Raw genomic sequence first — 18,514 nt, 5'->3', positions numbered from 1 at the left:
GCTCATCGCAGGCCGTACGCCCGGATGATCTCGTTCTTGACGCTGAAGCCGCTGTCCGTCGCGGCGCTCGCGCGGACCGAGACGAAGCCGCCGGGCTTCTTCGCCGTCCTGAACGAACCCGTCCAGTAGCCGTCGGCGCCCTTGGCCAGGGTCACCTTCTGCCAGGTGGCGCCGTCGTCGTACGAGACGTCCAGCGTCACCTTGGTGACGGTGCCCGGCACAGTGCCGGAGTCCATCGACACCGGCTTGAGCGCGATCTGCTGGGTCGCATTGGCCTTCACGTCGCCGTGCAGGTCCGACTCCAGCTTGTAGTCCAGGTTCAGCACCGAGAACCGCTCGAAGAAGTCCGAGTCGACGGTGTCGGACATGAACGTCCACTCGGTGTGGGTGCGCGTCGACAGCCGGAAGACGTCACCAGGCCGCTCCACGTCGAGGACGGCGCGGTAGGGCAGATTGCCCGCCGGCACCTCCACCCACTGCATGTCTCCGCCGACCGGGTTGTCGTGGATCAGCGTGTCGCCCTGGAAGACCTTCAGGTGGGACGGCGTCTCACCCCACGGCAGGTAGCCGCCAAGACGCATGGTGTCGCTGGCGGAGGCCCACGCCTGCACGTTCCAGGTCATGTAGTTCTGCCAGCGGGAGTTGTACACGCCGAAGGACTCGCTCTGGCCGGGCCGGGTCGCCGGAGCGAACCAGTCCAGACGGGTTGCGCTGCCCTTGGCATACGTGTTGTCGCCCGACACCATCGACCACGGCAGCGGTCCGTCGATGCCCTGTGTGTGGAACTCCCTCCAGACCTGGCCCGGGGTCACCCATTCGGTGCGGGTGCCCGGGTGCCACTCGAGCTCGGGGAAGTTGAACGACGGGCTGAGGGTGAAGTCGGACCGGTAGCCCTCCGCCAACCGGCCGCCCGCGGCCGAGTAGTAGCGGGCGTCGATCCGGGCGAGGTCACCCTTGGCCGGCTTGTAGACCAGGGCACGGTCCGGCACCTGGCCGGGGTACTCCCGGGTCAGGTCGTAGACGAACGGCGTGTGCTCGGTCTGCTCTGCGGTCAGCTTGAAGATGCCCGCCTTCGCCATCGAGACAAGGGCCTTGCCCGCGTCGCGGTGCACGGTGGCGACCGGAATGGTCGACTCGCCGACGTACTCCATCAGCGCACCGACACCGTCGTTGACCACGATCAGCGCCTTCGCACCGGCCGCGACCGCGGCCTCGGTGCGCTCCTGCGGCGAGACCTCGTCGCTGCGCTCGACGACGACGACCTTGCCCTTGGCCTTGACCTTCCCGTACGCGGCCGCCGCGCCGTTGCCCGCGTAGACGACGCCGAGCGTGTCCGTGGCGGTGCCCAGCGCGCTGCCCGCCTGTACCCGTGCCTCGAAGCGGAGCCGACCACCCATCGTGCTCAGGCCGAGCTGCGGTTCGCCCTTGCGCCAGCGAGTGGTCAGCATGAACTCGCCCTGCTTCATCGGCTCCGTCGGGGCGACGTAGACGTCGTCGTACGTCAGCGGCAGCACGTACGCGCTGCGGTAGTCCATGTACGGGTCGTGGCCCTTGTAGTGGACGTTGAAGTCGACCTTGCGCTGGCGGTCCTCGGTGCGCTGCGGCGCCTCGGTCTGCAGCAGGCGTGCCTTGCTCGCGTCCAGCACCACGTCGGCGGAGCCGTCCTTGAGCACGGTCTCCGGGTCGACCAGCACGGCCAGACCCGAGCGGTCCGCCTTCTCGCCGGCCACGTCGAGGTATCCCGCGACGGTGTACAGGCCGGGTGCCATGCGCATGGTGGTCGAGCCGTCGACGTAGACCGACCACGGCCAGACGTCGCCGGCCAGGTTGACTCCGACCCAGCCGGCGGCGGGCTTGCCGTCCCGGCCGACCAGCTTGATGTTCAGGTCGTAGCGCTCCTCCTCCTTGAGCAGCGCCACGGAGGTGCGGGTCACCGGCTGTCCGGTGGCCGCGTCGGTGGCTGTCACGTAGCCGGCGTGCCGGCCTGCCGAGGCGGTTTTCGGGTCCCCGGTCACCGGGACGGTGGCGGTGCCGCCCGCCGGGACGGTCACCGTGGTGGCTCCGAGCGTGAACGGGCCGCCGTCGTTGGTCAGTGCCAGGTTCAGCGTGACGTCGGCGGAGCCGGTGTTGGTGAAGGTCAGCTCCTTCGTGACGGCGACGTCGCTCGGCTCGTGCGGCCACGTGTAGTTGCCGAAGAAGAGCGATCCGGTGCCGCGGACCGTGGCGCGCACGGCGGCGGCCACGTCGAGACGGCCGGTGCCGACCTCGTACGGCGAGTACCCGCCGTCCAGGCCCTTCGCGGTACTCGTCAGGTGTTCCTTGAGCTGCGCGCCGGTCCAGTCCGGGTGCTGCTGGGCCAGGATCGCCGCCGCGCCGGCCACGTGCGGAGTGGCCATCGAGGTGCCGCTGATGGTCCGGTACAGGCCCTCGCCGCCGTCGGTCATCTCCTGCGAGCGGGCCGCGGTGATGTCCACGCCGGGCGCCGCGAGGTCCGGCTTCATGCCGCCGGAGTAGGCCAGCGGGCCGGTGCTGGAGAAGGACGCGAGCCGGTCCTCCTTGTCCGTGGCGGCCACGGTGAGCGCGGAGGCGGCCGCGCCCGGTGCGGAGATGCTCTCCGGGCCCGCGTTGCCGGCGGCTATGACGAACAGCGTGCCGTACTGCGCGGACAGCGCGTCGACCGTCTGCGACATCGGGTCGCTGCCGTCCGTCGGGTAGGAGTCGCCGAGGCTCATGTTGACGACGTCGGCGCCGGACTCGGCGGCCCACTGCATGCCGGCCATGACCCAGGAGTCCTGGCCGTAGCCCTCCTTGCCGCCGAGCACCTTGCCCACGAAGAGGTCGGCGCCGGGGGCGACGCCCTTGTTGTCGCCTCCGGAAGCGGCGCCGGAACCGACGATGGTGCCGGCCACATGCGTGCCGTGCCCGTTGACGTCGGTGACGGCCTCATTCGGCACAAAGCTGGCCGTGCCGTCGATCAGGCCGGCGAAGTCGGGGTGGTTGACGTCGATGCCGGTGTCGAGCACCGCGACCTTGACGCCCTTGCCGGTGTATCCGGCCGCCCAGGCCCCGGGCGCGCCGATCAGCGGCACGCTCTCCTTCAGGTTGGCCTTCACGCGACCGTCGAGCCACAGCTTCGCCACACCCGCGCCCAACGTCGCGCTGCCCTGCGGCGCGACAGCGGTCCAGAAGGTGCGGGCCTGCCGCTTCTCGGTGCTGAGCACGGCACCGCGGATGCCCTTGAGTTTGCGGGTCAGCCTGCTGCCCCGGGGGGCCGTCGGCTCGACGGCCCCCCGGGACTTCGGCCGGGCGTACGTCGCGATCAGCGGTACCGCGGCCGACTTGGCGTCGTCGTAGCCCATCTCGATCAGGTCGGTGACGTTGAACAGCCGCCGGTCGAGCTTGTCCGTGCCGAGCAGCGGCGCGGCCTCGTCCGGGATGACGAACAAGTCGCCCTTGATCTCCTGGAGTTTGACGCCGCCGACGGCGCTGTCCGGCCGGTCGACGTCGGCGATCTGCTTGCCGTCGGCCGTCGTGGTGACCGTGACGACGTCGCCGGTGACCAGGGTGACCTTGTGGGTCGCCGAGGGCTTGGCGGGAATGGCGGGCTTGCTCGGAGCGGCTTGTGCGGGTGCTTGCAGAACGGCAAGACCCGATGCCAGCAGCGGCACTGCGGTGGCGGCTGAGAGCAGCTGCCAGCGTCTGCGCCGGAAGGCGGAAGACTGCGAAGGGGAGGACATGCCATGGGTCTATCGGCCGGAAAACGCCGACGTGAAGGCCTGATGACGGCAAGTCCTCGCCATGGCGAAGACTTGCCAGCAGCAAACTGCGCAAATCCAGGCAGAGTTGCACTTTCCGTACATGGGCATTCCGCCCGGTGATCCAAACGAATGCCCCTGGCTGGGGTCCGTCTCCTGGAGCCGAGGCCCCAGGAGACGGAATCCCGCGCCTACTTCTGCGACTTGCGGTGCTTGCCGTGCGGCGTGGCCGTCGAGTCCTCCGTGGGCGCCGCACCTCCCCGGTGCTTGCCCGCGCCTCCCGCATCCGCCCCCTGCGGACGCGTCTGAGTCGTGTCGGTTCGGCTTTCGGACATGGTGGTAGTTCACCCCGTTGTGATCGCTTGCTTTCGTGTCACGAGGCACCGGCCCTGTGTGATGGCCATGTGGTTCGCCCCGGCGCCGGAGTTAGTCAGCGGTGCCGCCGCCGGTGAGCGGGGCCTCCCGCAACGGAACCGGCTTGCACACAAGCGGAATTGCCTGTGCGGGATCGGTGGTCACCTTGTGTTCCACGGTCGGCACCTCGGCAGCGGCCGACGCCCGGACCTCCGCCTCGACCTCCGCCGCGTCCACCTTCGCCACCCCGCACGGCACCGCCCCTGTCGCGTACGGAAGGTGCAGCACTCCTTCGCTGCTCCACAGCCCCGCACCCGCCAGCCACCCTTCCGGCGCTGCCAGTTGATGCAGCCGCCGTCCCGACGGCCGCCACAACCCCAGCCAGCTCCCGGCCGCCCCGTCGATCCGCAGCGCCACCGCGCAGCTCTCCGGCATCAGCACCTGGCCCGGCTGTACGGCGAACGGCTTCACCGCGCAGTCCGCGAGCCGCAGGCACTCCGGGAACCGCACCGGCTGCAGACTGCCCAGCACTCCCCAGCCCAGCCGGCCGTGGCCCGGCGCGTTCGAGCGGATCAGCAGCAGGCCGCTGTCCGGATCCGCGAGCAGCAGCCGGTCGTCGCTGTCGTCGGTGATCTGCAGCAGCGGCGACACCTCGCCGCCCCGTCGCAGATCGACCGCCACCGCCTTCATCGGTCCGCCGTCCAGCTGCCGGTCCAGGGCCAGCATCCGGCCCGTACGGTCCAGCCACACCCCGCCCGAACAGCGGCCCGGCACCTCGGCGACATGCTCGGGCCCGAAGGATCCGCCGGCCACCAGCCAGATCGCGGTCGATCGCTCGCCGGGCGCGACGGCGTACACGCTCATGCCGTCCGGCGATGGCGGAAGGAGCGTCAGCTCCGCCGACTCGACCGCGCCGAGCGGCAGTTCACCCGTTGCGGGACCCGTCGGGTAGAGCAGCGAGAAGGTGTGCCGACCGGCCGTCCGCCGCCGGATCAGCACCCGCCCGTCGGACAGCGGCAGTACGTCGGAGTCGCGCTCCTCCGGCTGGTCCAGCGGCAGCGGCACGGCGTAGGGCTCCGGCCCGTCGAGCGTCCAGCGCTCGGGGAAGAGGGCCTCTCCGGCACCCGCGAGCCGGGCCGCGTACGCGCCGTCCGCGGTGATCGTGATCCCCGTACGTCCCACGACACTTCCCACGACCGCGTCCTCCGCACCGTCCCCAGCAGCGGTCTCGATGGCACAGGCTGTCATCGGCTCGTCACCTCCGGCAACGAAGCTAGGTTCGCACTTCCTGACGAACAACACGCGCCCCGCCACTTCACACATAAGGGTGGCCATGTGGCGATTCGCCTGAGGAGCGGCAGGCGATTGTGCTGCCGCAGATGCGGGCGCTTAAGGTTAGGTCCGCCTAAGTACAGCCTTGAGTACCTGGATCAGGAGCACGTCATGTCCCTTCACCGCCGCGGTGCAGCCGCAGCCGTCGCTTTCACCGCCGCGCTCTCGCTCGCCGCCTGCGGCAGCTCGGACGCGGGTGACAAGGCCGCCCCGGCGGACGACGGCGGCAAGAAGGCAGTGGCGCAGGGCGGCAAGGGCTTCGGCGAGGCGGCGGAGAAGACCGCGGCGATGGGCACGGACGCGGCGGCCGGCCAGTTCCCGCGCACCATCACGCACGCGCTCGGCAAGACCGAGCTCAAGGCCGCGCCCAAGCGGGTCGTCGTCCTCGACGTCGGCGAACTGGACAACGTTGCCTCGCTCGGCATCAAGCCCGTCGGCTACGCGCCCACCGAGGGCGACGACGGCATCCCCGCCTACCTGAAGAAGGAAGCCGGCAGTCCCAAGAGCGTCGGCACGATCAACAACCTCAACCTGGAGGCGATCGCGGCCCTCAAGCCCGATCTGATCCTCGGCAGCCAGCTGCGCGCCGCCGACAAGTACAAGGAGCTCGCCACCATCGCTCCGACCGTCTTCTCCATCCGCCCGGGCTTCACCTGGAAGGAGAACTACCTCCTCAACGCCGCGGCCCTCGACAAGACCGCCGAGGCGAAGGCGAAGCTCGCCGCGTACGAGACGAAGGCGAAGCAGCTCGGCACGGACATCGGCGCCAAGAAGCCGACGATCTCGATGGTCCGCTACATGCCCGGCAAGATCCGGCTGTACGCGGGCGCCTCCTTCATCGGCACGATCCTCAAGGACACCGGGCTGCCCCGGCCGGCCAACCAGCAGGTCGAGGACCTCGCGGTGGAGATCAGCCCCGAGAAGATCGACTCGGCCGACGCCGACTGGATCTTCACCGGCGTCTACGGCGACCCGAAGACCACCAAGCGCGACACCGCCCAGTCCAACCCGCTGTGGAAGAACCTCAAGGCCGTCAAGGCCGGCCAGGCCAAGGACGTGCCGGACGAGACCTGGTACCTGGGCCTCGGTGTCACCGCGGCCGACGAGGTCCTCGACGACCTGCGCACGTATTTGATCAAGTAGCGGCCGGTCAGGAAGGAGCCCCGCCGACCGGCGGCGGCAGACCGCCTTCCAGCGGCAGGTCACAGGGGCACGGGGGCCAGGTAGCCTTTCCTCCGTGCCCCGTCTGTCTGAAGTCATCGCCGCGCTCGACACCCTGTGGCCCCCCGAGCGGGCCGAGCAGTGGGACGCGGTCGGCACGGTCTGCGGCGATCCCGACGCGGAGGTCCGGCGTGTGCTGTTCGCCGTGGATCCCGTCCAGGAGATCGCGGACGAGGCGGTCGAGCTCGGCGCCCAGCTGATCGTCACGCACCATCCGCTCTATCTGCGCGGTACGACGACGGTCGCGGCCGGTCATTTCAAGGGCCGCGTCGTGCACACGCTGATCAAGAACGACATCGCCCTGCATGTCGCGCACACCAACGCCGACACCGCCGACCCCGGCGTGTCCGACGCCCTCGCGGGCGCGCTCGACCTCCGGGTCGTACGCCCCCTGGTGCCGGACCCGACGGATCCGAGCGGCCGCCGCGGCCTCGGCCGGATCTGCGAGCTCGACCATCCGCAGACGCTCGCGGAGTTCGCCGAGCGCGCAGCCAAGCGGCTGCCCGCCACCGCGCAGGGCATCCGCATCGCGGGCGACCCGGAAGCGGTCGTCCGTACGGTCGCGGTGAGCGGCGGCTCCGGCGACGGCCTCTTCGAGGACGTACGGGCCGCCGGGGTGGACGCCTTCCTCACCGCCGACCTGCGCCACCACCCGGTCTCCGAGGCCACGCAGCACTCCACGCTCGGGCTGGTCGACGCCGCGCACTGGGCCACCGAATGGCCCTGGTGCGAACAGGCCGCCGCACAGCTCGACCAGCTTTCCGACCGGCACGGCTGGGACCTCAGGGTCCATGTCTCGCACACCGTCACCGACCCCTGGTCGTCCCACCACTCTTCCGCCGGCCACCACGCTTCTTCTGGCCAACCCTCTTCTCCTGGAGCCCCCAACTGAACGCCGCGCCCGCCGACCAGATCAGACTCCTCGACGTCCAGGCCCTGGACGTACGCCTGTCGCAGCTTGCGCACAGGCGCAAGTCGCTGCCCGAGCACGCCGAGATCGAGTCGCTCACCAAGGACCTCACGCAGCTGCGGGACCTGCTGGTCGCCGCGCAGACCGAGGAGAGCGACACCGCCCGCGAGCAGACCAAGGCGGAGCAGGACGTCGACCAGGTGCGCCAGCGTGCCGTGCGCGACCAGACGCGGCTCGACTCGGGCACGGTCTCCTCGCCCAAGGACCTGGAGAACCTGCAGCGCGAGATCGCCTCGCTCGCCAAGCGCCAGGGTGACCTCGAGGACGTCGTCCTCGAGGTGATGGAGCGCCGCGAGTCCGCGCAGGAACGTGTCGCCGAGCTCACCGAGCGGGTCTCCTCCGTCCAGGGCAAGGTCGACGACGCGACCGCACGGCGGGACGCGGCGCAGCAGGAACTGGACGCGGAGGCCACGTCCGTGACCAAGGAGCGCGAGGTCGTCTCCGCCTCCGTCCCGGCCGACCTGCTGAAGCTGTACGAGAAGCTCCGCGTCCAGCAGGGCGGGGTCGGCGCGGCCCGGCTCTTCCAGCGCCGGTGCGAGGGCTGCCAGTTGGAGCTGAACATCACCGAGGTCAACGAGGTCCGCGCGGCCTCGCCCGACACCGTGCTGCGGTGCGAGAACTGCCGCCGCATTCTGGTCCGTACGTCCGAATCGGGTCTCTGATGCGGAAGTTCGTCGTCGAGGCGGACGGCGGCTCGCGGGGCAACCCGGGCCCGGCAGGGTACGGCGCTGTGGTCCTCGACCCGGCGACCGGCGAGACGCTCGCGGAGGCGGCGGAGTACATCGGCGTCGCGACGAACAACGTCGCCGAGTACCGCGGCCTGATCGCCGGACTCAAGGCCGCGCACGCACTCGCGCCCGACGCCGCCGTCCACGTACGGATGGACTCCAAGCTCGTCGTCGAGCAGATGTCCGGCCGCTGGAAGATCAAGCACCCGGACATGAAGCCGCTGGCGGCGGAGGCGGCGCGGGTCTTCCCGCCGTCGCAGGTCACGTACGAGTGGATCCCGCGCGAGCAGAACAAGCACGCGGACCGGCTCGCCAACGAGGCGATGGACGCGGGCAAGAAGGGCAAGCAGTGGGAGCCGTCGGCCTCCACGGCGGAGCTGGACACACGGGACGCCGGCGCGGCGCGCGTGGTCGGCGACGCGACGGCGGGCGCGGCGAAGGCCCGGGCAGCGCTGTCGGGCGCGGTCTCCGCTCCGTCGGTCGGCTGGGGCCCTGCGGACCTCGGCCCTCCGGCCACCTTCGTACTGCTGCGGCACGGCGAGACGGCCCTCACGCCCGAAAAGCGCTTCTCGGGCAGTGGCGGCACCGACCCGGAGCTGTCACCGGCCGGCCGGCGTCAGGCCGAGGCGATCGCCGCGGCGCTCGCGGCACGCGGCACGGTCCAGGAGATCGTCAGCTCCCCGCTGAAGCGCTGCCGCGAGACGGCCGAGGCGGTCGCGAACCGCCTGAACCTCGACGTACGCATCGAGGACGGCCTGCGGGAGACGGACTTCGGCGCGTGGGAGGGCCTGACGTTCGCGGAGGTCCGCGAGCGGTACGGCGACGACCTGACGGCCTGGCTGGCCTCGCCGAAGGTGGCTCCGACGGGCGGCGGCGAAAGCTTCGCCACGGTCGCCCGCCGGGTGGCCACGACCCGCGACAAACTCCTCACGTCGTCCGCCGGCCGCACGCTCCTGCTGGTCACGCACGTCACCCCGATCAAGACGCTGGTCCGCCTGGCGCTCGGCGCCCCGCCGGAGTCGGTCTTCCGGATGGAACTCTCGGCGGCGTCGGTGTCGGCAGTCGCGTACTACGCGGACGGCAACGCGTCGCTGCGCCTGCTCAACGACACGTCACACCTGCGCTGACACCTCGGAGTTCGTTCGCCCGAGCGCGGCCGCCTCCGCGGCCAGGGACTCGACCCGCCCCCAGTCCTTGGCCGCGAGCGCGTCCGCCGGCAGCATCCATGTGCCGCCCACACAGCCGACATTCGGCAGCGCCAGATACGACGGCGCCGACGCGAGCGAGATCCCGCCCGTCGGGCAGAACCGCGCCTGCGGCAACGGGCCCGACATCGACTTCAGAAACGGCCTGCCGCCCGCCGCCTCCGCCGGGAAGAACTTCATCTCACTCACGCCGTGCTCCAGCAGCGCCACGACCTCCGACGTCGTCGAGACCCCGGGCAGGAACGGCACGCCCGACGCCTTCATCGTGCCGAGCAGCCGCTCCGTCCACCCGGGACTCACCAGGAACCGCGCACCTGCCGCCACCGACGCGTCCACACCGTCGGGAGAGATCACGGTGCCCGCGCCCACCACCGCGTCCGGCACCTCCGCCGCGATCGCGCGGATCGCGTCGAGCGCGGCCGCCGTCCGCAATGTCACCTCGATCGCGGGCAGCCCGCCCGCGACGAGAGCCCGTGCGAGCGGTACGGCATCGGCGGCGTCCTCGATGACGACGACGGGGACGACGGGCGCGAGGTCCAGGACAGAGGGCGCGGAGGTCATGGCCCCATCCTTCCCGGCGTCAGCACATCACGCAACGAGCGTTGCGCATACTGCAATGCGCTAATGGATCTGCGTGACCAGCACGTCCAGCGCCCACGGACGCCCCGCCCGCCCCGGAGCCTGTACCTCCACCACGTAGCCGAGACCCCGCAGCACCTCCACCAGCTCGGCCGGACCGGACGGCCGCACGCCCGCATCCAGCAGGCTGCGCACCATCCGTCCCTTCGTCGCCTTGTTGAAGTGGCTGACCACCTTCCGGGTCGGCGCGTGCAGCACCCGCACCGTCGCCGTCCGCTCCGCCACCTCGCCCTTCGGCTTCCACGCCGCCGCATACGCCGAGGACCGCAGGTCCAGGACGAGGCCCCGCCCGGCGGCCTCCGGCAGGACCGATTCCATCGGCCCGCGCCAGTGCGTGCCCAGCGCGCCGAGCCCCGGCAGCTTCACGCCCATCGAGCAGCGGTACGGCGGGATCCGGTCGCCGATCCGTACCGCGCCCCACAGACCCGAGAACACCAGCAACGACTTCCGGGCCCGGCGCCGTGCGTCCGGCTCCAGGGTCGCGAGGCCCAGCGCGTCGTACAGCACGCCGGTGTAGATCTCACCGGCCGGCCGCGCACCGGCCGTCCGCAGCTCCACGTTCTTCGCGATCTCGCCGCGCAGCCCCTCGCTCAGCCCAAGGACCTCCCGCGCCTTCTCCTCGTCGGCGGCGCACAGCTCGGCCAGTTCGTCGAGCACCGCGGCGCGCGCGTCGGCGAGGCCGGGCAGCGACAGCGACTCCGGCTTCAGCGGAGCCCCGCGGCCGGCAGCGGCCTTACCCTCCGACGGCGGCAACAGCACGAGCACGGCAAGTCTCCTTCGTACGTACGGGGACGGGGGGTGCGGCCCCCGCGCCAGCCTACGGTCATCCGCCGCCCGGACCGCGGCCGCGTCCACGCCCGCATCCGGCCCGCATCGGGCCCGCATCCGGGGTGCCGACCGCTGCCGCCCGCCATACGCTCGGTCCATGCCCCGCCGCCAGATGCACACGACCGGCGCAGCCGAGGCTCCGCTGCGGGCCGCGCTCCGCGAACTGCGTACGACGCTCGACGTGCCCGAGGACTTCGCGCCCGACGTCCTCGCCGAGGCGGCGGCCGTCGCCAAGGGCCCGCGGCTGCCGGACGCCGACGCCACCGACATCCCGTTCTTCACCATCGATCCGCCGACCTCCGTCGACCTGGACCAGGCAATGCATCTGGCCCGCCGGGACGGCGGCTTCCGCGTGCACTACGCCATCGCCGACGTCGCCGCCTTCGTCGAACCGGGCGGCGCGCTGGACGCCGAGGCCCACCGCCGCGTGCAGACCCTCTACTTCCCGGACGAGAAGGTTCCGCTGCATCCGGCCGTGCTCTCCGAGGGCACGGCCAGCCTGCTTCCCGACCAGGTGGCGCCCGCGCTGCTGTGGCGGATCGACCTCGACGCCGAGGGCCGCACCGTCGCGACCGAGGTACGCCGGGCCCTGGTACGCAGCCGGGCCAAGCTGGACTACGAAGGCGCGCAGCGCCGGATCGACACGGGCACCGCCGAGGAGCCGCTGGCACTGCTCAAGGACATCGGGCTGCTGCGCGAGGAGCTGGAGCGCGAACGCGGCGGCATCTCGCTGAACGTCCCCGAGCAGGAGATCGTCGAACGGGACTCGGCCTACTCCCTCGAATTCCGCGCACCGCTCCCGGCCGACGGCTGGAACGCGCAGATCTCGCTGCTCACGGGCATGGCCGCGGCCGACCTCATGACGGCGGCCGGAACCGGCATCCTGCGCACGCTGCCGACCGCACCGGACGGCGCGGTGGCCAGACTGCGCCGCTCGGCGACCGCCCTGCACATCGACTGGCCGCACCATGTCTCGTACGCGGACGTGGTCCGCTCGCTCGATCCGCACAACGCCCGCCATGCCGCCTTCCTGCAGGAGTGCACGAGCCTGCTGCGCGGCGCGGGTTACAGCGCTTTCTCCGGCGGCCGGCTGCCGGAGCACGCGATCCACGCGGCGGTCGCCGACGAGTACACGCACTGCACCGCGCCGCTGCGGCGGCTCGTCGACCGTTACGCGGGCGAGCTGTGCGTGGCCGCGGTCGCCGGCCGGGAGCCGCCGGAGTGGGCGCTCGCCGCGCTCGAAGGGCTCCCGAAGGAAATGGCCGACGGGTCCAGGCGCGCCAACACGGTGGAGCGGGAGTGCGTGGACATCGTCGAGGCGGCGCTGCTCAAGGAGCGGGTCGGCGAGCTCTTCGACGGGATCGTGGTCGACGTGAACGAACAGGAACCGGCCGTCGGCACGATCCATCTGGAGGACCCGGCGGTGGTGGCCCGGGTCGAGAGCGGCGGGTCGCCGCTGCCGCTGGGAGAGCGGCTGCGGGTACGGCTCACACAGGCGGACCCGGGATCGGCGAAGGCGCTGTTCGCTCCCGCGTGAGCGCGGCGACCAGGGCTTTCGGGTCGTCGGCGTGGAAGCGGACCGTGTGGGCGGTGCCGCGCTTGCCGAGCGGGCGTACATAGCCGACAGGAGCGGACAGTTCGATGCTCACGGTCGTCTGACCCGCCACGACGATCTCCAGCGAACCGTCCTCCCGCGGCTGAACCAGCCTTCCGTCCGGGTAGCGGCGTTCGACTCGCGCGCGGACGATCCGGTCCGCCGGAATCCGCAGGTCGAACAGAGCGCCGTAGCGCAGTCTCAACGACCCGTCCGCCTCCACCACATGGGGCCGTGTCACACAGGACGCGTGCAGCGCGACCATGAGCAGCACGCCGTACACATCGATCACCAGCGTGATCGAATGCACCAGCGGCCAGGGGATCAGCACGGCCAGCGCCACCGTCTCGACGACCGAAACGAAGATGAAGCCCCACATCATCGCGGTCTGCGGCTCGGTGTACGGGGCGGCGTGCGCGCCCGGTCCGATGCCGTGCCGCCGCCGGGCGATCCAGAGCGCGAGGCTGTACGCGGCCCGGACCTCGTGAACCAGCAGTCGGCGCAGGACCCTCATCGGCGGGCCTCCACACGTGCGTTGAGCACAGCCAGCATCCGTCGTACGACGGCGCCCTGCGCGGGTGCGAAGTCGGCGAGGAACGCCGCGCCGAAGGAGTCGTCCACGTTCCGCGGCCCGTCTGCCATCAGATCCAGCAGCGCGTCGGGCATGCTCGCGGCGAGCTCGTCGCCGAGCGGGCCGATCCTGGGGTCGTCCACGTCGGCGTCCTCGAGTGCGTCGAGGCGCTCGTACAACTCGTGGACGCGGCCACTGGTTTCGGGGTCCTCGGCGAGCGGCCGCAGCGCCGCGAACAGCCGGTCGCGCTGCTCGGGCGCCACGATCGTGTCCAGCAGCGCCAGATGTGCGCGGTCCTTCGCGGCCATCGGCGACTCGCTGGGCGCGAGCGCGCCGAACAGCCCGGCGAGCTCCGGCGACACGGGCCCTTCGGCCGGCAGCCGGCCTTCCTGCGCCTGCTTGATCAGCTCCGCGAGCCGTGCCCGCCGCTCACCGATGGCGGCCTCCTGCCGCGCCAGATCGGCGTCGAGCTCCGCCAGCACCTCGGCGAGCTCCCGCCCGGCGTCGTCCGCGAGCACATCGCGCACCTCGGCGAGGCCGAGCCCGAGCTCGGTGAGCCGCCGGATACGGGCCAGCGCGACGGCATGCTGGAGGCCATAGTCGCGGTAGCCGTTCGGCAGGCGCTCGGGCTCCGGGAAGAGACCGAGATGGTGGTAGTGGCGGACGGTGCGGCGGGTTACGCCGGCGAGTGCGGCGATCTCTCCGATCCTCATGGGGCCAGTAGAAAGCATGACGCTGCGGCAGGGTCAAGCCACGTCCGCCGCGTCTCCTCGATCATGTGCCACGATCGAGGGAACGACCCCGATCTCACGGACGGCGGGTTCCTCGATGTCTGACGCTGACGACATGACTGCCATGCCGCACGAACCACTCACGCAGGCGGAGTTCCTGCTCGAGGGCTTCCTGGCGCTGGACACGCCGGAGGGCTTCCGCGCGGAGCTGATCGAGGGGGAGATCGTTGTGACACCGCCGCCGGACGGGGACCACGAGGACTACATCGGGCTGATCGTCGGCCAGATCTACCGGCGATCACGCACCCAGATGCAATTCTCCGGCAATAAGGGCCTGACCCTGAAGGAGGCCCCCGGTGCCCCCAGGGACCACGTCATCCCGGACGGAACCTTTGCACCGGAGGCATTGCGCCTTTACCGCGGTGCGGAACCCTGGATGCCCTGCGACGGCGTGGCGATGGTTCTGGAAGTCACTTCGACCCGCCCCAACGTCGACCGCGAGATCAAGCGCCGTTGCTACGCCCGTGGCGCCATCCCGCTTTATCTCCTCGTGGACCGTGAGGCCTCCACCGTGACGCTCTTCAGCGATCCGGAGGACGACGAGTACCGCCAGCACTACCTGGCACCGTTCGGGAAGTCCCTTCCCCTTCCCGACCCCTTCGGCTTCGACCTGGAGACGGCCGACTTCCTCTGACCCGGCTCCCTCCGCACGCCGGGTAGCATGGTCGCCACGGCAGACGAGCCGGGCGGGCGGCCGCGTGAAGGTCCAGTGGATCTTCCCGAGGAACGTCCGGGCTCCACAGGGCAAGGTGGTGGCTAACGGCCACCCGGGGTGACCCGCGGGACAGTGCCACAGAAAACAGACCGCCGTGGACCTCGGTCCTCGGTAAGGGTGAAACGGTGGTGTAAGAGACCACCAGCGCCTGAGGTGACTCAGGCGGCTAGGTAAACCCCACCTGGAGCAAGGTCAAGAGGGGTCGCCGTAAAACGCGGCCCTGCGCGGACGTTCGAGGGCTGCCCGCCCGAGTCCGCGGGTAGACCGCACGAGACCGGTGGCAACGCCGGTCCTAGATGGATGGCCGTCGCCCCGACGACCGCGAGGTCCCGGGGCACAGAACCCGGCGTACAGCCCGACTCGTCTGCCACACCCGCTCCCGCCCAGGTCAGGGCGCCGGGCCGGACTGGGGCCCCTGGGCGTTGAAGTCGCCGGGGCGCAGCCGGAACACCTGAAGGCGCAGGTCGTAGTACTTCTCGGTCTCGCCGACCCATTCCATGCCGATCCGGCGAGCCGTTGCCGCGGCGCGGTCGTTGGCCGGCCGGACCACCGCGACTACCTCGTCGAACCCCTGGTCGAAGGCCCAGCGGGCGATCGCGCGCCCCGCCTCGGAGGCGTAACCCTGTCCCCACACGTCGGGATGCAGCTGCCAGCCCATCTCCAGGTCCTCTCCGCGGGGCGGGAGCGGCAGCAGGATTCCGCCGCCGACGAGGCGATGGTCGTCCCGCCGTTCGATGGCCCAGCGGCCCGCCGGGGTGAGCAGCCTGCCGGACTCGCCGATCCACTGCTGGAGCACCAGCCGCATGGCGTTGACGTCCGCGACCCGGTCCATGGCCGGGCTCAGCCAGCGTGCGACGTCGGCCGCGCTGAAGATGCCGAGCGCCTCTTCCGCGTCCTCGACGCGCCAGGGGCGAAGGATCAACCGTTCGGTTTCCAGGCGGCCAACCATCTGCGTCCTCCTGGGGGACGGGCCTTCAGGTTAGGCACGATCCAGGCTGCCCGCCCCTTCAGCCCGGCCACGCTCCCGAAGCGTCCAGGGAGCCTGCCGCCGAGCCGTGTCACATGATGGTCGGAGCTCCTGACCGAGGGCGGCCCCCGTGAACGCAACACCCCGGCCCAACCGCTACGCGGACCCCTGCGTCGTCTGCGGCGAGACCGTGCCCGCGGGCCAGGGAGTCGTACTGCCCGGACAGCACGGCGGCTGGGACGTCTTCCACACCGGGCACGCACGCGAACCCGCTCCGCCGCCGCGCGGCAGGCACACCGGCTGGCACCGCCGCCGTCTGATGTCCGTGGACATCGCGACGACCGGCAACCGCACCGGCGTCGACCGGATCCTCGCGGCGGCCGTACGCAGCACCGACGAGCGCGACGCCGACTGGCTGATCGACCCCGGTCCCGGACCGTCGGTCGATCCGCGCAAGACGCACGGCATCACCATGGACCGCGCACGCGCCGACGGCCTGCTGCCGCAACAGGCGCTGGACGAACTCGCGACGCTCCTCGGCGAGCAGCTGACGGCGAAGGAGCTGGTGGTCGTCTGGCACGCTCCGTACGTCCTGACTTTCATCGAGTCCGAGCTGCTGCGCCACGGGCTGCCACCGCTGTCCGCGCGCGGCCCCGCCGGTCTCTTCCCGATCTGCGATCCGCTGCTCCTGGACCGGCACGTCGACCGCTTCCGGTCCGGCGGCCGGGCGCTGGAGAAGGTCGCGCAGTGGTACGGCGTACCGCACGACAGCCCCGGCGACCCCGGCAGCGACGCGGCGGCCGCGCTGGCGCTGGCGCAGGTCATCGGCGCGTGTTACGCCTCGGTCGGCCGGCTGTCCCGGCCGGCGCTGCACGCCGAGCAGACACTGTGGCGGGAACAGCAGGCGAGCGAGGCCGAGGCGTACGACTCGCGCAAGCGCGACCACCGCTGGCCGCTGGCCACGGTCGAGGCACTCGAATGGGAGCCTCCGGCGTGACCCAAGAGGGCCACTGCCGCCGGGAGTTCAGCCGGTGAGCGACCGCTGCGCCACTCTCCCGGCATGACCCGCGAAGACCTCCCGCGTGTCCGGCGTGAGCGTGCGCAGGGCCACCATCGCCGTGATGATGACGTCGCAGAGTTCCGCCTCCACGTCCTGCCAACTGTGCGTACGGCCCTTGCGCGGGTTCTGGCCCGTCGCGCCGATGATGGCCGCGGACACCTCGCCGACCTCCTCGGTCAACTTCAACATCCGCAGCAGCAGCTCCTGTTGGGGAGGGAGTTCGCTCTCCCGGTCGAGCCAGGTGTGCAGGCGGTCGACGGTGTCCCAGATGGGGTCGAGCGTGGAGTCCAGGGTCTGTGGCATGGCGCAAGGGTGCCATGGCCGGCGGCCGGGGGAGTGGGTCGCGCGGGTGGCCCATGCCAAGGGGTGACGGCGGGCTTGGCGGTGTAGGGATGGAGATGCCCCGAAATCGAGTGCCCGTCAGGCCGAAGGAGACACTGTGACCCTTTCCGTGGACCGGCTCACCGACCCCGCCGTACGCGCCTTCGTCGGCGCGCTCAACTCCGGTGACCGCGACAGCTTCCGTGCCGCCCTCACGCCCGGCGCGACCATGTCCGACGACGGAACCGACCGGGATCTCGGGGAGTGGACCGAGCGCGAGATCTTCTCCTCCGGTGGGCACATGGAGATCGAGTCGCAGTCCGCCGACGGGCTTGCCCTGGTCGCCCGGTACCGCAATGACACCTGGGGCGAGATGCGTACCGCCTGGAAGTTCGTCGTCGAGGACGGGAAGGTCGGCCGCTTCGAGACCGGTCAGGCCTGAGCGGAGTACGGAGCAGAGCCCGAAGCAGGGCCTGTGCCGCGGAACGTCCGGCGGTACGCCGCCGGGGTCGTGCCCAGCGCGGCGTGGAAGTGCTGGCGCAGACTGTCTCCGCTGCCGAGCCCGCTCCGTTCCGCCACCGTGTCCACCGGCAGATCCGTCGTCTCCAGCAGTTCACGCGCCCGCGCCAGCCGCTGCTGGTTCAGCCATTTCAGCGGCGTCACTCCGACTTCCTGAGCGAAGTGCCGGCCGAACGTGCGTGTGCTCATCCCGGCCCGGTAGGCCAACTCGCCGATCGTGAGCGGCCGGTGGAGCCGGCGCACCGCCCAGTCCAGCACCGGTGCGAGTCCTTCCGCCCGCGGTGCGGCGGGAGCCGGTACGTACTGGCTCTGGTCGCCCTCCCGGTGCGGCGCCACCACCATCCGGCGGCCGATCTCCGCCGCCGCTGCCGAGCCGTAGTCGCCGCGCACGATGTGCAGGCACAGGTCGATCGCGGCGGCGGTGCCCGCGCTGGTGAGGATCGAGCCGTCGTCGACGTACAGCGAACGGTCGTCGACGCGCACCCGCGGATGGCGGCGGCGCAGTTCCTCCGCGTACATCCAGTGGGTCGCCGCCGGGCGGCCGTCCAGCAGTCCCGCCGCGGCCAGCACAAACGCGCCCGAGCAGAGGGAGGCGATCCGCGCGCCGCGGGCGTGCGCGGCGCGCAGCGCGTCGAGGAGCGCTGCCGGCGGCTCGTAGCCGTTCATCATCGCGGCCGGGACCACGATCAGATCCGCCTCGGACAGCGCGTCGAGGCCGTGCTCGGCCGCCAGCCGCAGCCCGCCGGGAGCGCGTTGCTCGCCGCCGGGCGCGGTCGCGCACAGCGTCAGCTCGTACCCCGCGCCCGAGAACACCGCGCACGGCACGGCCAGCTCGAACAGCGAGGTCTCCTCCAGCAGCGTCACGACCACACGAAGTGCCATGGCGTAAATCTAGTGGAAGCTGACGTTTACGCCAGTGGTATGGAGAAGTAGCAGGTCGGAAG

General features: G+C 71.3%; 18 protein-coding genes and 1 other RNA gene. 9 read left to right on the top strand and 10 right to left on the bottom strand.

Annotation, left to right across the window (positions count from 1 at the left end; translation table 11 throughout):
- Positions 1-2: 2 nt before the first annotated feature.
- The 3 genes from ACH4YL_RS30475 to ACH4YL_RS30465 all read right to left on the bottom strand — a co-directional run bounded on the left by ACH4YL_RS30475 (position 3) and on the right by ACH4YL_RS30465 (position 5,357).
- Entirely contained in the window at positions 3-3,737 is a 3,735-nt protein-coding gene (locus ACH4YL_RS30475; RefSeq protein ID WP_398510686.1) for a S8 family peptidase, read from the bottom strand.
- A gap of 209 nt (positions 3,738-3,946) precedes the next feature.
- Positions 3,947-4,090 (bottom strand): hypothetical protein, encoded by a 144-nt coding sequence (locus ACH4YL_RS30470; protein WP_398510685.1) that lies wholly within the window; start codon positions 4,088-4,090, stop codon positions 3,947-3,949.
- A gap of 91 nt (positions 4,091-4,181) precedes the next feature.
- Positions 4,182-5,357: a hypothetical protein gene (locus ACH4YL_RS30465; RefSeq protein WP_398510684.1), complete on the bottom strand. Its 1,176-nt coding sequence runs from the start codon at positions 5,355-5,357 to the stop codon at positions 4,182-4,184.
- 195 nt (positions 5,358-5,552) lie between these two features.
- Between ACH4YL_RS30465 and ACH4YL_RS30460 the strand changes: the two genes are divergently transcribed.
- From ACH4YL_RS30460 to ACH4YL_RS30445, 4 genes are all read left to right on the top strand, one after another.
- Positions 5,553-6,584, top strand: coding sequence for an ABC transporter substrate-binding protein (locus ACH4YL_RS30460; protein WP_398510683.1), 1,032 nt, complete (start codon positions 5,553-5,555; stop codon positions 6,582-6,584).
- Between the two features lie 94 nt (positions 6,585-6,678).
- Entirely contained in the window at positions 6,679-7,554 is an 876-nt protein-coding gene (locus tag ACH4YL_RS30455) for a Nif3-like dinuclear metal center hexameric protein (RefSeq protein ID WP_398510682.1), read from the top strand.
- Positions 7,551-8,294 (top strand): zinc ribbon domain-containing protein, encoded by a 744-nt coding sequence (locus ACH4YL_RS30450; protein ID WP_398510789.1) that lies wholly within the window; start codon positions 7,551-7,553, stop codon positions 8,292-8,294. The genes ACH4YL_RS30455 and ACH4YL_RS30450 overlap by 4 nt, the downstream gene beginning before the upstream one ends.
- Entirely contained in the window at positions 8,294-9,487 is a 1,194-nt protein-coding gene (locus tag ACH4YL_RS30445; RefSeq protein WP_398510681.1) for a bifunctional RNase H/acid phosphatase, read from the top strand. Before ACH4YL_RS30450 ends, ACH4YL_RS30445 begins: the two co-directional genes overlap by 1 nt.
- Here the strand turns inward: ACH4YL_RS30445 and eda are convergent.
- The gene (gene eda, locus ACH4YL_RS30440; RefSeq protein ID WP_398510680.1) at positions 9,473-10,126 is read right to left on the bottom strand and encodes a bifunctional 4-hydroxy-2-oxoglutarate aldolase/2-dehydro-3-deoxy-phosphogluconate aldolase; all 654 of its coding nucleotides are present in this window, start codon (positions 10,124-10,126) and stop codon (positions 9,473-9,475) included. The genes ACH4YL_RS30445 and eda overlap by 15 nt on opposite strands.
- Positions 10,127-10,186: 60 nt before the next feature.
- Positions 10,187-10,969, bottom strand: coding sequence for a peroxide stress protein YaaA (gene yaaA / locus ACH4YL_RS30435; RefSeq protein ID WP_398510679.1), 783 nt, complete (start codon positions 10,967-10,969; stop codon positions 10,187-10,189).
- A gap of 160 nt (positions 10,970-11,129) precedes the next feature.
- Here yaaA and ACH4YL_RS30430 point away from each other — a divergent pair, with 160 nt between their 5' ends.
- Positions 11,130-12,569: an RNB domain-containing ribonuclease gene (locus ACH4YL_RS30430; RefSeq protein ID WP_398510678.1), complete on the top strand. Its 1,440-nt coding sequence runs from the start codon at positions 11,130-11,132 to the stop codon at positions 12,567-12,569.
- Here the strand turns inward: ACH4YL_RS30430 and ACH4YL_RS30425 are convergent.
- A complete protein-coding gene (locus ACH4YL_RS30425; protein WP_398510677.1) occupies positions 12,520-13,140 on the bottom strand; it encodes a hypothetical protein in 621 nt (206 codons plus the stop codon). The genes ACH4YL_RS30430 and ACH4YL_RS30425 overlap by 50 nt on opposite strands.
- The gene (locus ACH4YL_RS30420; protein WP_398510676.1) at positions 13,137-13,910 is read right to left on the bottom strand and encodes a MerR family transcriptional regulator; all 774 of its coding nucleotides are present in this window, start codon (positions 13,908-13,910) and stop codon (positions 13,137-13,139) included. The genes ACH4YL_RS30425 and ACH4YL_RS30420 overlap by 4 nt, the downstream gene beginning before the upstream one ends.
- A 133-nt stretch (positions 13,911-14,043) precedes the next feature.
- Here ACH4YL_RS30420 and ACH4YL_RS30415 point away from each other — a divergent pair, with 133 nt between their 5' ends.
- Positions 14,044-14,622, top strand: coding sequence for a Uma2 family endonuclease (locus ACH4YL_RS30415; protein WP_398510675.1), 579 nt, complete (start codon positions 14,044-14,046; stop codon positions 14,620-14,622).
- Between the two features lie 44 nt (positions 14,623-14,666).
- Positions 14,667-15,070, top strand: an RNA gene (gene rnpB, locus ACH4YL_RS30410) — RNase P RNA component class A.
- A 21-nt stretch (positions 15,071-15,091) separates the two neighbouring features.
- On the opposite strand, the gene ACH4YL_RS30405 is transcribed toward rnpB, so the two are convergent.
- Entirely contained in the window at positions 15,092-15,652 is a 561-nt protein-coding gene (locus ACH4YL_RS30405) for a GNAT family N-acetyltransferase (RefSeq protein ID WP_398510674.1), read from the bottom strand.
- A gap of 148 nt (positions 15,653-15,800) precedes the next feature.
- Here ACH4YL_RS30405 and ACH4YL_RS30400 point away from each other — a divergent pair, with 148 nt between their 5' ends.
- The gene (locus ACH4YL_RS30400; RefSeq protein ID WP_398510673.1) at positions 15,801-16,667 is read left to right on the top strand and encodes a hypothetical protein; all 867 of its coding nucleotides are present in this window, start codon (positions 15,801-15,803) and stop codon (positions 16,665-16,667) included.
- A 27-nt stretch (positions 16,668-16,694) separates the two neighbouring features.
- Here the strand turns inward: ACH4YL_RS30400 and ACH4YL_RS30395 are convergent, their stop codons facing one another.
- Positions 16,695-17,033, bottom strand: a complete 339-nt coding sequence (locus ACH4YL_RS30395; RefSeq protein ID WP_398510672.1) for a MazG-like family protein — start codon at positions 17,031-17,033, stop codon at positions 16,695-16,697.
- A 136-nt stretch (positions 17,034-17,169) separates the two neighbouring features.
- Here ACH4YL_RS30395 and ACH4YL_RS30390 point away from each other — a divergent pair, with 136 nt between their 5' ends.
- Positions 17,170-17,493, top strand: coding sequence for a nuclear transport factor 2 family protein (locus tag ACH4YL_RS30390; protein ID WP_398510671.1), 324 nt, complete (start codon positions 17,170-17,172; stop codon positions 17,491-17,493).
- On the opposite strand, the gene ACH4YL_RS30385 is transcribed toward ACH4YL_RS30390, so the two are convergent.
- Entirely contained in the window at positions 17,484-18,452 is a 969-nt protein-coding gene (locus ACH4YL_RS30385; protein ID WP_398510670.1) for a GlxA family transcriptional regulator, read from the bottom strand. The genes ACH4YL_RS30390 and ACH4YL_RS30385 overlap by 10 nt on opposite strands.
- Positions 18,453-18,514: the final 62 nt, after the last annotated feature.

Origin of the sequence: Streptomyces sp. NPDC020681 (assembly GCF_044334895.1) — a bacterium.
Classification (GTDB): domain Bacteria; phylum Actinomycetota; class Actinomycetes; order Streptomycetales; family Streptomycetaceae; genus Streptomyces.
Note: the sequence above shows the minus strand (reverse complement) of the source record. Positions and strands in the feature narration are given on the sequence as shown.

Coding starts and splice junctions, on each gene's coding strand:
- ACH4YL_RS30475 (WP_398510686.1), bottom strand. CDS start 3,737: ATGTCCTCCCCTTCGCAGTCTTCCGCCTTCCGGCGCAGACGCTGGCAG.
- ACH4YL_RS30470 (WP_398510685.1), bottom strand. CDS start 4,090: ATGTCCGAAAGCCGAACCGACACGACTCAGACGCGTCCGCAGGGGGCG.
- ACH4YL_RS30465 (WP_398510684.1), bottom strand. CDS start 5,357: ATGACAGCCTGTGCCATCGAGACCGCTGCTGGGGACGGTGCGGAGGAC.
- ACH4YL_RS30460 (WP_398510683.1), top strand. CDS start 5,553: ATGTCCCTTCACCGCCGCGGTGCAGCCGCAGCCGTCGCTTTCACCGCC.
- ACH4YL_RS30445 (WP_398510681.1), top strand. CDS start 8,294: ATGCGGAAGTTCGTCGTCGAGGCGGACGGCGGCTCGCGGGGCAACCCG.
- eda (WP_398510680.1), bottom strand. CDS start 10,126: ATGACCTCCGCGCCCTCTGTCCTGGACCTCGCGCCCGTCGTCCCCGTC.
- ACH4YL_RS30430 (WP_398510678.1), top strand. CDS start 11,130: ATGCCCCGCCGCCAGATGCACACGACCGGCGCAGCCGAGGCTCCGCTG.
- ACH4YL_RS30425 (WP_398510677.1), bottom strand. CDS start 13,140: ATGAGGGTCCTGCGCCGACTGCTGGTTCACGAGGTCCGGGCCGCGTAC.
- ACH4YL_RS30420 (WP_398510676.1), bottom strand. CDS start 13,910: ATGAGGATCGGAGAGATCGCCGCACTCGCCGGCGTAACCCGCCGCACC.
- ACH4YL_RS30415 (WP_398510675.1), top strand. CDS start 14,044: ATGACTGCCATGCCGCACGAACCACTCACGCAGGCGGAGTTCCTGCTC.
- ACH4YL_RS30405 (WP_398510674.1), bottom strand. CDS start 15,652: ATGGTTGGCCGCCTGGAAACCGAACGGTTGATCCTTCGCCCCTGGCGC.
- ACH4YL_RS30395 (WP_398510672.1), bottom strand. CDS start 17,033: ATGCCACAGACCCTGGACTCCACGCTCGACCCCATCTGGGACACCGTC.
- ACH4YL_RS30385 (WP_398510670.1), bottom strand. CDS start 18,452: ATGGCACTTCGTGTGGTCGTGACGCTGCTGGAGGAGACCTCGCTGTTC.